A 12,566-nucleotide genomic window follows, 5' to 3' on the forward strand; every position below is an offset into this window, starting at 1 on the left:
ATAGTTATTCTTATTCGCTTACAGCCTGAGTATCAGAATATATTGCTATTAATTGGTTGCTTTTAAAGGTTTAACACTTGCATCTAGAGCAACATTAGGTTGAAATGATTTTGGCATGAATGAATTTAGTGAGTTTTTCTCTCAAGGTTATTGGTGGCTCTCATTGCTTGGCGGTATTCACTGTCTAGGCCTAGGTTTGTACATCCGCTATATCTACCATGAAAAAAATGGCACTAATAGGATCCTTGGAGACATCTTCAGCCTAATGGCGCTGTATTTCTTTACTGGCCTACTGACCAGTGACAATGCTCCAGCCCCCATACACCTGTTATTTATCTTAATCATCCCAGTCTACTTTCTGGTAATGCCTCTGCTCTATCTTTATTGCGATCGTAGTCTCAATGATATCGAACAACCTATTGGTTTTTCCCGCCACTTTTACCCTGCACTGATCATCGCTATTCTTGTGATTCTGACCATAGGCTTTCGAGTACTATTCGCCAACCAGTGGTCTGATATTGGCTTGCCACAGCCTCTGGATCTCAGCCATTTAAGCTTATTTGCCATGCTGCTACCCGCCCTACTCTTTATCCAAACGGGGATCTATTTTTACTACATCATAAAAATGCTGAGTCGCTATCCAGGCCGAGTATCACGCTTACATCAAGACAGTCTGAAAGACATCAAATTTCGCTGGCTACTGGTATTAACCCTAGCGCTTATGAGTAATTGGCTTATCAGAGCCGCACTTATTCTACTTCCGTTTTACTTTGGTGATCAGGCCATTATTATCAATCAAGCAGCAACGAAACTGACCTTACTGTTGACTGTGTACATATTGGCAATCTACGGTCTCAAGCAGATCACTCGAGCCGCCTTTCTGCGCGGAAAACTTACCCGGCAGCCACAACAAAAGAAACCGATGCAAGCCAGTCAGCAGTTACTTAGCTCTGAAGAGCTTGCCTACCTACAGCAGTTGATGCGAGAAGATGAGCAACTTAAAGAATCTAAGCATCAATAATTTCCGCTTTTGACTTATCACAAACAAACATAATTGATTGAATATTTTTCATAGCCAACTGCGTAAAAGTTACGCTAGTGTATTAGCCCTTATTTCAAGAAAACATCAAAACAATAACAACATATTGAAGGGTAGGAATTAATACATGATACCAACACACAAGCAGTCAGTGCTTGCTGCCGCGCTGCTCGGCTGCAGTTTCTCCGCTATGGCGGCGGAGAGAACCCACGATATCACCATAGATGACTTCTTTGATATCGGTAACATGGGCTCGGTAACTCTTAGCCCGAATGGTAAACAAGCAGTCTGGCTAGAGTCCCGCTGGGACAAGGAGCTAGATAAGAGTCAACGCGACCTGTGGCTAGTCGACATCAAGTCTCGTCAATCAAAGCGCATGACCTTTACTAATGAGAGTGAATCTAGCCCCCAGTGGAGCCCTGATGGTGAGTACGTTTACTACCTTGGAAAAGTAAAACAGGAAGGGGCAAAAGCTCCCTTCAACGGCAAGACTCAGGTATTCCGTATATCGGTTAATAGCGGCGATAGCCAGCCGATGACCAAGGAAGCCGAAGGAGTGGCAGGGTTTGAACTCAGCCACGATGGCAAGAGCTTATACTTTTTAGCCACAAAAACCACAACCGATAAAGATCAATGGGCTTCGATGCGTACCAGTCACAGCGCCCCAAAATACGGCCACGGTGAACAAACGACTAACCCCTTATATCAACTCGATCTCGAACATTTTAAGCAAAAGCTACTCCTCGATGATGACAAAGTGGTTTGGGAATTTAAGGTCAGCGAAGATGGCAGCAAAATTGCCCGCATCACCACCACTGACAACGAACTGGTATTCCTAGAGGGTTGGTCAGACGTTGAGATCTTCGATACCAAAACCCAACAAAATAGTATACTCGCGGATACCCAGTGGCGTGATAATGCTCCCTCTCCATATGGCTGGCTATTGGGTTTAGCTTGGCAAGACAACACGGAACTCGCCTTTAGAATTGACTATGATGGCCACCCTGGCCAGCTATTTATCGCCGATGCAAAAGCCACAGATAAACCATCGTTAGAGGTGAGTCGCCCCGGTGATGTCACACTGACATCAAGCGATCTGACTTGGCGACCAAACAGTGATGAGATCTGTTATCGCGGCGCAGATCATGGTCGAATAAAACTGTTCTGTACTGAAATCGATGATGGCGAGCAGGGCGGCACCCGCACAGTTATCCCGGGTGACATGGTTATTGGCAGCTATAGCTTTAGCCAAAACGGTAAATCCGTTGCCTTCAGCCATAACGGCTTAGATCACTTCTCCGATATGTTTATCGCCGATGCCAACAGCAGTCGTGCCAAGGCTAAACGACTGACCAATATCAACCCACAAGTCGATAACTGGAAGCTGCCACAAGTCTCCATCGTCAAGTGGACAGCTCCCGATGGCGCAGTGGTCGAAGGCATATTGGATCTGCCAGCAGGTTATAAGAAGGAAGATGGACCACTACCATTAATCGTGCAGATCCATGGTGGTCCGACTGCGGCAACACCTTATGCACTACAACATAGATCCTACGGTCGTTCGACCTTTACCGCCAACGGTTGGGCGCTACTGTCACCAAACTATCGTGGCTCTACAGGCTATGGCGATAAGTTCCTTACCGATCTGGTAGGCCGTGAGCATGACATTGAAGTCAAAGATATCATGGCTGGTGTCGATCAACTGATAGCAGACGGCATTGTCGATGGTGACAAGATGGCCGTCATGGGTTGGAGTAACGGTGGCTACCTTACTAATGCCCTTATTAGTACCAATAACCGCTTTAAAGCGGCAAGTTCTGGTGCAGGCGTGTTCGATCAACGCCTACAGTGGATCCTCGAAGATACCCCTGGCCATGTGGTCAACTTTATGGAAGGTCTACCTTGGGAAAAGCCTGAAGCCTATAACCATGGTTCGTCACTGACATATGCTGATCAGATCAAGACCCCGACGTTAATCCATATTGGCGAAGGCGATCAGCGTGTACCACTGGGTCATGCACAAGGTCTATATCGCGCGCTGCACCACTACCTCAACGTGCCTGTCGAGCTAGTTGTCTATCCGGGTGAAGGCCACGGCCTGAGTAAGTACCAGCATCGTAAGGCTAAGATGGAGTGGGATCAGAAATGGTTTAATCACTATGTATTAGGCCAGCCTGTCGAATAAGTCATCTGTTATAGAGTCGATTAACTACTCCTATAAAAGCGCCTATCGGCGCTTTTATTTATCTTTAAATAGATAACCCCAGTTACAATTCCGGCATTCACTTTCTGTTCAGTAAGGGTATGCTAAGGTTTAGCTCAGTTTGCTAGATAAGGATAATGCAATGACAAGCTTCATCAAACGAATCACCGCCAGCTTATGTCTGCTTGCAAGTGTAATGATAGCCCCACAGGCTCTCGCAGAAGATAGCTATGCTCAAGCGAAGAGCACCTTTCAACAAGCTAGCGAAACGCAAAAATTCTTCAATAACGCCTACGGTTATGCACTTTTTCCAACAGTAGGAAAAGGCGGTATTGGTATTGGTGCAGCTTACGGTAAAGGCAAAGTTTACCGTGGTGGTAGCTATACCGGTGACACCAGCTTAACTCAGCTATCTTTTGGATTTCAGTTAGGTGGTCAAGCCTATAGCGAAGTTATCTTCTTCAAAGATGAAGCCGCTTACAGAGACTTTACCAGTGGCAGCTTCGAATTCGGCGCTCAAGCCTCCGCAGTCGCCATCAATATTGGCGCGAATGCCCAAGCTGGTACAACGGGGAACTCTGCAGGTGCGGGGAAAGGCGCAGCTAAAGCAGCTTATATCAATGGTATGGCGGTATTTACCGTAGCTAAAGGCGGGTTAATGTTTGAAGCAGCCCTAGCAGGCCAATCGTTTACCTTTGAAGAGAAGTAGTACAAGAAGATTCTAGGTTCTAGCAATTAAAGACTAGAACCTAGACATATTACAGCAGACAGTTTTATTTATGACCCCAAGGTACTGGTGGTAAATCGACTGGCTTAGTCAGATCAAAATCCACTCTAAAGTCGCGGTTTTCTCGGGTTAAACGGTAGGTAAATTCTTGTGGTTTGACGTACATATGCCACACGTTGGTCACTGAGACATCTAGACCATTTTCTCTAAAGTTATTAATCGAGTAAGCATCGACAGGGAAAGACTGCTCCGTTGCGTTGCCCATATCGGCAGTCATGCCTCCATACATGGTGACCTTATCTTCACTACCGTCTTTATGACGATGATCGTGGGCAAGGTGCAAACCATAAGGGGTCTTAGTGATCACCCAAGTACGGGAATGGTCATCCCCCACATGAAACGGCACTTTAAGCACAGTGTCGCTACATTCACGTACATGCATAACAAGCTTCTTACCGCTAAAAGCAGAATCCGCGCTATTGCCTGCAGTGACTGTTCCTTCAAAAGCCTTACCACAATGTGCAGCTAAGTTATCGAAAAAAGCTGCCTGCTCTGAGGTCACAGCCATGGCCGGAAGCGAAAAGCTTGTAGCCATTAACAAGGCGATTTGTGAGTATTTTATTGTTTTCATTATTATCTCCAATGATGGGGGTTCAACCCTACCATAAACAGATAAATTTTAGCTGAAGTGATTTGAGCTTTCGCCAAGCAGAAAAGTCCCCCCAGCGAAAACAATGCTGAGGGGAAAGTTGCAGGATGATACGAATTGAGTGTTATCAAGGCGATAACCCTGCAAACGCCACACAGGATCTACCGCCACCCCCTGATAAACACAGATAAATCAGCTGAGTTTGTCAGTTACACGTAACGGTAATATATCGACAGCCCCCACTATCGCCTCTAGGTGAGGACTGCTGTTATTCAGCCTACTCGCCGTTTGCTTACGCCTTCTCCACTCGGATAGGGATCCCGTGGCGGCAGTTAGCCCCCGTCCAGTAATCATTTAGCATGCTCGCCGTTTGCTTACGTGTTGGATCAGAGGGGATCATTTGATTAATAGCCACCCCACCCGCTCGCGCTTTGAGACCCGCTAATTTCTCACCATTGATAATCCTGTCGTCACCACCAAAGCCTTGTGAATGCCCAAAGCCATGGGAAACACATACAGCCCCCGGAGCAACGCCAAAGTCTGTTTGCAGTAGACCTGTAGCAGGCTTACCATTAGCCGTGATAAGTTTGACCTTATCGCCGTCAGTTAACCCCTGCTGTTTAGCCGTTTCTTCATGCATATAAACAAAGTTAGTCGGACTTATCTCCGCAATGCGTTTATAGGCCACCGCATAGTTTGAACGCACCGTTGCCTTATAGCTAGAAAATAGCAATGGGTACTCGGAGGCTGGCCAATGACTTTCCCAGCTATCGCCATTCCAGAATCTATGCTCATGATAAGTAATGGTGCCTGGATAGTGTTCACCAGAATAAGCATGACGCAGTTGTGCTACCGCCTCATGGTAAAGCTGCAAACATTTTGGCTCAGCCCCCTTTACAAAGTCACCGTCATAGCGCTCACTGGCAACATAGTAACCACCACGGGATAATAGTGCTTCGACCTCGTTAGCTTCAGTTGCAGTTAATCTTGGCGTGAGTGGTTTCATGGCATAATCCAAGCCTGCCCACTGCCTATCTTCGTCTGTAACTGTTGGCAGTTTTTCACACTGAGATGCCACGTTGGCGAGGTATTTTGCATGCCAATCTTCGAAGCAAAGCAGATCCGCTTTACTACCATCTTCATGGGCAATTACGCCTTTACCAAAACCGGGGAGCTGCATATCCAGAGCGATATCAACTAATAGTTGCTCCATACAAACATGCTGACCCGCTGCATTCTTAACGGTTCTTGGTGTCACCAACGGCGCAGCAGCAGCCACGCCTAACATGTACGATCCCCACATACGGTCGGCAGCATACTCTTCAAGCATAGAGCGGTCAGGAATAAAGTAATCTGCGTAGCGATTGGTCTCATTCATATGGCAATCGATACCGATAACCAAAGGCAGGCGCTTAGGATCGGCAATACTTGCCACAACCTCTTGGCTTATCGATGCCGCACTGTAAAGGAAGTTATTGCGCCAATTAAATAGCACCTTCGCTTGGTAGGGATCGTTATTAGCATGACTAGTCCATTGCTCTGCCGCATTCATTGCAGGCAGCACTTCATGCCAAGGGGTGCTAGCTGGATATGGGTTTTGCCCCTTAGCTACTTTTTGTTTGTACTCTGTAGACGACTCATAAGCGCCATCTCGACAGGCATTCACCACACCATCGAGGCTGACACCATTATCGATATTAGCTAGGTCGTATCGCCCCTCCATGCCGCCGATTGGGCCATTACCATAGATAGCGCCACCTTTCGCATCGTGACTCCCCACCAAAGTATTCAAGGTTGCCCAGATCCAGCCCATCACAAAACCATCCGATGAGTTGGTACCGCCATTGCCCGCCACACAAGCTTTACGGCCATACTGACCTAAATCTTTAGCCACTTGGCGCATATCTTCGATGCTGATCCCCGACTTAGCGGCGTACTCTTGCATGCTGGTGCGCTTAGCTTCCTCTCGCAATAGATAAAGCGATGACGCCAACTTCACCTTACGCCCAGATTTATCTTTCACGGTCTGACTTACGAATAACTCAGCCTTATCACCAGATTCTGCCGCCACCAAGGTATTACCACCCGCCTTAACGATAATGGCTTCATCACCGCCTAAACCAAAGTCCTTCGCCTTAGCGAAACGGCGATAATCCGGGTGTTTAGGATCGACAATGACCAAGTGACCCGCATTGGTATAGTTAAGTTCACCCGCCGCTTTAGCGGCTTTCTCACTCGCACCTTCAAGGTGAGCTTTGTTAAACCAGCCCTCCTCGAGCATGGTACGAATAACCCCAAAAGAGAACGCGGCATCTTGACCCGGCTTTACCGCTAACCAAGTGGCATTGGTATCGGCAGCCACCGTGGTACGAAGTAGCGGATCAACGCAGACATAGTTAAACGTTCGATCAACACGACTGTCGGCAAGACCACGGCCAACACGATTAAGGCTCACGCCTGAAGAGCCGGGACTTGTGCCCATAAATAAACCGTACTCAACATTTTCCCAGTCGACATCATTGAGCCACTCTTCAAAGCCTGCTGCCATGCCTAAACTATAGCCTGTCGCTTGCGCTGCGCCGCAATAGGCGTGTTTGGTGCCTAAGTTACTGGTGCCCCAAGACTGCTGCATAAATCGAGCATAAAAACTGCCACGCAAAGTATCTTCTGCACAGTAAGTCGCAAACAGGTGGTTAGCAGCGCTGCCAAACTCAGGGAAGCCAGGCTTTACAGGCTTATCGAGCTGACGCAGACTACGCAGACCTTCAACATGACCTTCACCAAACAGATCACCACCTTGCAGGATCTCTTGCAGTGCTTGTTCATAGCTAATCGTTACCCAGCGACCTTCACCACGCTTACCATCACGTTTAAGCACCTGAGTGACTCGACGCTCATCGTCAACCGAATCAGCACAACTAGCGCCTTTAGCACAGGTTGTTGCACGATTTGTTAAACCATTTTCCCCCGCTAGTGCGATATAACTCTGTTTAACGCTAGTCTCAATAGGCAAAGGAGAACCTGAGTTGTTCTCACAGTATGGATTGCCGCCAACTTTGAGCACTTTGTCATTCTTTTCATCAATTCTGACTCGTAAACCGCAAATGTTATAACAGCTAAAACAGCGCGAGTACGCAGTGCGCACACCCGGTGTGAGCTGCCAATCACCATTGGCATCCTGCTGGCATTCCGCAGGGATTGGGTGACCAAAACAGCCTACATCTTGGCTACGTGTCGGGTGTATTGGTTGAGATTTCTCACCACAACCCACAGTGGCAGCTGCGACAGAGGCAACGCCCGCTCGGGTTAAAAATTTACGTCTATCCATTATCTGCTCCTAGCGTTGCCATTCGAGGAAGTTAAGTGACAAGATCTGTTTATCTTTAGGGTGTTCCGGTAAACCGATATAGAAGATATTTGGCTTAGTGCCCGCGTCAGCCAACATGGCGTACGCCTTGTTGTCTCGCACTAACTGCGACACCTTGCTGTTAGGATCATTAAGGTCGCCAAAATTGCGCGCCTCACCAATGCAAGTTTCCACACAAGCGGGCAATAACCCTGCTGATACGCGATGAATACAAAAGTTACATTTCTCTGGAGGTGAGTTGAGGGTCTCATCTTTACGTCTAGCTCCGTACGGACAGGCATCGACACAAAGTTGACAATGAATACACTCATCATGATTAATCACCACAATGCCATCTTCTTTGCGTTTATAGGTCGCTTCAACAGGGCAAACATACACGCAAGCTGGGTTATCACACTGATTACACTGGTTTGGTACGGCCAATGTAGATAAACCTGTTTGCGTTTCAATCGCAGCCTGATTGACTCGGGTACGACAACGGCCCGCATCAGTTTGGTTCTCCATAGCACAGGAGACGGTGCAAGATAGACACCCAGTGCAACGGCGAACATCAAACACCATAGCCAATCGTTTACCAGGAGTTTTTGCTTGAAGTTGAGCGCTAGGGATCAATGTTAACATTGCACCACCAGCAGCCATTTTTAATATGGAGCGTCTATCTAACATAATCATTCCTTATTATGACTCCAGTTAATAATCAACCGAGCCACTTATAAAACCTTTACATTTAAAATACACTCAAAAATATAAAACGATAAAGAAAGGTTTAATTAAAAAAACGAATATCAATTAAAGGTCACAATAAAAAAATAATTTATTTTTTTATGAAATAAAATCAGAAGATAACTTTTCACCAATAAAAAACACTGCACAACATCTAAGTACCCCGAATTAAAAACAATGCGCAAATCACACAACAATACAGAAAACAACGCAAATACAAGAAGATACTCAAAGTCATGCATTCACAAAAGTCGTACTACCGTACCACTTAATAACGAGAATCAGATTCACAACACTGTTTACAGATATATCTACAGCAAATATCACAAACTGCAATTTGCTAAAATTAAAATGTAAAACACGAGAGCCATATCAAATATATAAAAATAAGCTTATTAAAAGTGTGACTTACAACGTTGCATATTAAAACTCACATATAGATTATATTAATAAATATATTCAGCCCGCATTTACCATGAACAAAATAGACCAATTAAATTACAATCAATTAAAAGTCTTTATTGCCATATATGAACATGGTCAAAGTCATCAGGCAGCAAATGAATTAGGTATGACAGCTTCTGGTGTCAGCCGTACATTAAAAATATTAAGAGACACATTTAAAGATTCACTCTTTATAAGGCGTTGTTCCGGTTTTATTGCCACAGAAAAAACTCACCAACTTATTCCCATGGCTAAGAGTTTGGTGGAACAGTATCAGAAAATAGAGATGCAACACTCGGTGTTCACGCCAGCCGAATCGGGAGGACAGTTTGTTATCCATGCCTACGATGAATTTGTCTATGCGGTGCAAAAAGTGGTGCGTAACGATATCTTAACGGAAGCGCCCAATCTAAGGTTCGATGTCAGAGTGCTCACCCATGACTGCAGCACTGAACTGGCCAATGGCGATATGGACTTTATTGTCGTCTATGAGGGATTTAACGGTAAGAACCTCAACTACGAAATGTTTAGTGAAACCGACAGCCTCTATATTTTAGCTCGACGTGATCACCCAATCCTAAGCCAAGTACCCACACTCAAAAACCTTTCCCGCTACTCCTGTTTAGAGATCGATAACTATGACGACCTTAGTTGTCCGTTACTGGTTAATCTCTGTCGCGAGCAAAATCTATGCATGGAAGTGGAAGGGTACACCGACAGTTTAGCATCAGCCATGCGGTTATTGAGTGAAACCGATGCCATTACTCTGAGCTGTAATCAATTCACCCGCCAGTTCGTCAACATGTTACCCGGTATCGATTACGTCAAATTACCGGAAGAGCTAGCACAGAAATGCCGAGTTCGTCGCCGCGAAAACCGCGAGATTGGCAACTATGTCCTATTTGGCAATACCAACCATTCGGCCGCGTTCAACTGGGTCAAATCAAAATTAATTTGTGGGCTAGAAAGAGAATGGCGTCTAGCCAGTGAAGACTAGCTTCTTAATCCATAGGGAAAGTCGAACTCTGCGCAGATGAGAGGCCAGAGTTTGCAGTTAGAGGAGTTCTACCTGAGTTAAACCGTGTGTAACCGAGTGAGTGCTTGCTACGCCTGAAGCAAGCCTCTCACTTAGCAATATTAATGTCGTCTTTGCTACAAAAATAAATAGTGAATCAACACTATCAAGATGGGGAAAACATATGAAAATTAACAGACGCACCTTCCTGCAGGGAGTTGGAGCCAGTTCTGTTGTCGGCTCTTTGTCTGGCTTAATGCCAGGAATTGCCAATGCAACAGAGCGCGGTGGTGCACCCGACAAGATGCTTAAACGTGAAGGTAAAATCGTTTATCACACTTGTCAGCGAAATTGTGCCGACCGTTGTCTGCTGAAATTTACCGTACAAAATGGCCGTATGACCTATGTCGAAGGCGCATCCGAGATGAAAAAAATGGGGACATCTCCTTGCGTTAAAGGCCATGCGTACGTGCAGTACACCTATGCCGCCGATCGTATTTTGCACCCGATGGAACGCGCAGGTGAAAAAGGCGAAGGTAAATGGCGTCGTATCAGTTGGGATGAAGCCTATGCAAAAATCTCTAGTCGTTTACAACAGATCATCAAGGAGCATGGCGCTGACTCCATTTTGCCATACAGCTATTCTGGTCATGAAGGCGTTATCGGTAAATACGGTGGACCTAGCCGTTTCTTTAACGCAGTCGGTGCCCGTAAGCTCGATCGTAAAGTGTGTGTTTTCGCCGCTTATGAAGGTCTTAAATCTGTTACAGGTACCTATCAGGGGCCGGATCCATACGACAATATTTACACCAACTGTTATATCTCTTGGGGTCAGAACGAAACTGCCACTAACGTGCACGGTATTAAGTTCATCAACCAGGCGCGCGATAACGGCGCTAAATTGCTCGTAGTTAACCCAATGCGTACACCTATTGCGTCACAAGCTGACATCTGGTTGCAGCCTAAACCAAGTACCGATACGCACCTCGCAACGGGCATCATGAAGTATCTAGTTGAAAATGACTTGGCCGACATGAAGTTTATCGAAGCTAATACATTAGGCTATGAAGATCTGCTCAAGCGTCTCGATGAGATGAGCTATGACGAGATCGAGCAAGTTACAGGTGTACCAAGAGAGAAAATGTTCGAGTTTGCCAAAGTTTATGGTGAATCAGAACTTTCGGTCATTCGTTTAGGTTACGGCATGCAGCGTAACTACAACGGCGCCCGTATGTCTCGTGCCATCGCCATGATGCACGCTGTCGCGGGCCAATACGGTAAGATTGGCAACGGTTTTATCTATGATAATACCCAAGCCGATGACAGCTTAAACTACTCTAAAGGTCGTGCAGACCATATTCACCCTAACGGCGACACCGTTGGTCACGTGAACATGACTGAAATTGCCAAGGCGATTCATCCCACCAACCCAACGGCTTACGGTAAACCCATCAAGCCAATTAAGGCGGTGATTAACTACAACGGCAACTTCGTCTCGGTTGCACCTGACTCAAATGCCTGCCGCCTAGGCGCAATGCGTGATGATCTATTCCTTGTGGTCCATGACTTCTTGATGACAGATACCGCAGAACTTGCCGATATCATCGTGCCATCAACCACCCAGTTTGAGTTCCCTGATATGGGTACCGACTATAACTGCTATCACATGCAAACCTCTGAGAAAGTGATTGAACCTCTAGGAGAATCTAAAGATAACTGGATTTTCTTTAAAGAGTTAGCAGCCCATATGGGACTGGATTACCACCCAGAGATGCGAGTCGATTACGAGCAAATTTTGCGAGACTTCCTCGATACCGATGAGCCCGCATTTAGACACAATAACATCACCTACGAGAAGATCATCGAAGACAAATTTGTCACCGTCTACGATCAACGTCCCTTCTTTGGCGATGGCAAATACAAGACCGACAGCGGCAAAATCGAGTTCTACTCACAGATGATGAAAGATGCAGGCTACCACCCTGTTATCGACTTTGGCTTGCCTGAAGACGAGATGATTCCAGAAGAGAAGAAACTGCCGTTCCGCATGCTATCTCCAGCTATTCCTCAGCGTGCCAATAGCTCTTTTTACAACGTTAAGTACATCCGTAACTTCCCAGCATATTTGGCCAAGATCAACACCGAAGATGCTAAAGAGTTAGGTATTAAAAATAACGACAGAGTCAGGCTCAGTAACCATAGAGGTGAGGCCTTCTTTACCGCACAGGTTTCTGGACAAGTTGGCCGCGGCACCGTTATGGCACCGAAGAACAACTGGCGCCGTATGGATCCCTACGGTAAAGCGAGCTGTACCAACAACCTGACCACCGACAAGTTAACCGATATGGGTGGCTGCTCGGCCTACCACTCGACCAATGTCGCGCTAGAAAAAGCCTAAG

Annotated in this window: 8 protein-coding genes; 5 read left to right on the top strand and 3 right to left on the bottom strand. The window is 46.2% G+C overall.

Features of this window, described 5'->3' with window-relative positions:
- The first annotated feature begins 115 nt into the window (after positions 1-115).
- From JMA39_RS18065 to JMA39_RS18075, 3 genes are all read left to right on the top strand, one after another.
- The gene (locus JMA39_RS18065) at positions 116-1,021 is read left to right on the top strand and encodes a hypothetical protein (RefSeq protein WP_202723273.1); all 906 of its coding nucleotides are present in this window, start codon (positions 116-118) and stop codon (positions 1,019-1,021) included.
- A 145-nt stretch (positions 1,022-1,166) separates the two neighbouring features.
- Positions 1,167-3,224, top strand: a complete 2,058-nt coding sequence (locus JMA39_RS18070) for a S9 family peptidase (RefSeq protein ID WP_202723274.1) — start codon at positions 1,167-1,169, stop codon at positions 3,222-3,224.
- A gap of 160 nt (positions 3,225-3,384) precedes the next feature.
- Positions 3,385-3,951 (top strand): lipid-binding SYLF domain-containing protein, encoded by a 567-nt coding sequence (locus JMA39_RS18075; RefSeq protein WP_202723275.1) that lies wholly within the window; start codon positions 3,385-3,387, stop codon positions 3,949-3,951.
- A 64-nt stretch (positions 3,952-4,015) separates the two neighbouring features.
- Here the strand turns inward: JMA39_RS18075 and JMA39_RS18080 are convergent, their stop codons facing one another.
- The 3 genes from JMA39_RS18080 to JMA39_RS18090 all read right to left on the bottom strand — a co-directional run bounded on the left by JMA39_RS18080 (position 4,016) and on the right by JMA39_RS18090 (position 8,651).
- Complete coding sequence (locus tag JMA39_RS18080; protein WP_202723276.1) at positions 4,016-4,600, bottom strand: hypothetical protein; 585 nt, start codon at positions 4,598-4,600, stop codon at positions 4,016-4,018.
- Between the two features lie 310 nt (positions 4,601-4,910).
- Positions 4,911-7,946: a molybdopterin dinucleotide binding domain-containing protein gene (locus JMA39_RS18085; protein ID WP_202723277.1), complete on the bottom strand. Its 3,036-nt coding sequence runs from the start codon at positions 7,944-7,946 to the stop codon at positions 4,911-4,913.
- Between the two features lie 9 nt (positions 7,947-7,955).
- Complete coding sequence (locus tag JMA39_RS18090; RefSeq protein WP_202723278.1) at positions 7,956-8,651, bottom strand: 4Fe-4S dicluster domain-containing protein; 696 nt, start codon at positions 8,649-8,651, stop codon at positions 7,956-7,958.
- 532 nt (positions 8,652-9,183) lie between these two features.
- On the opposite strand from JMA39_RS18090, the gene JMA39_RS18095 reads away from it, so the two are divergent.
- Positions 9,184-10,149 (top strand): LysR family transcriptional regulator, encoded by a 966-nt coding sequence (locus tag JMA39_RS18095; RefSeq protein WP_202723279.1) that lies wholly within the window; start codon positions 9,184-9,186, stop codon positions 10,147-10,149.
- 202 nt (positions 10,150-10,351) lie between these two features.
- Positions 10,352-12,565 (top strand): molybdopterin-dependent oxidoreductase, encoded by a 2,214-nt coding sequence (locus tag JMA39_RS18100; protein ID WP_202723280.1) that lies wholly within the window; start codon positions 10,352-10,354, stop codon positions 12,563-12,565.
- The last annotated feature ends 1 nt before the right edge of the window (position 12,566 follow it).

Source organism: Shewanella schlegeliana (genome assembly GCF_016765635.1).
GTDB classification, from domain to species: domain Bacteria; phylum Pseudomonadota; class Gammaproteobacteria; order Enterobacterales; family Shewanellaceae; genus Shewanella; species Shewanella schlegeliana.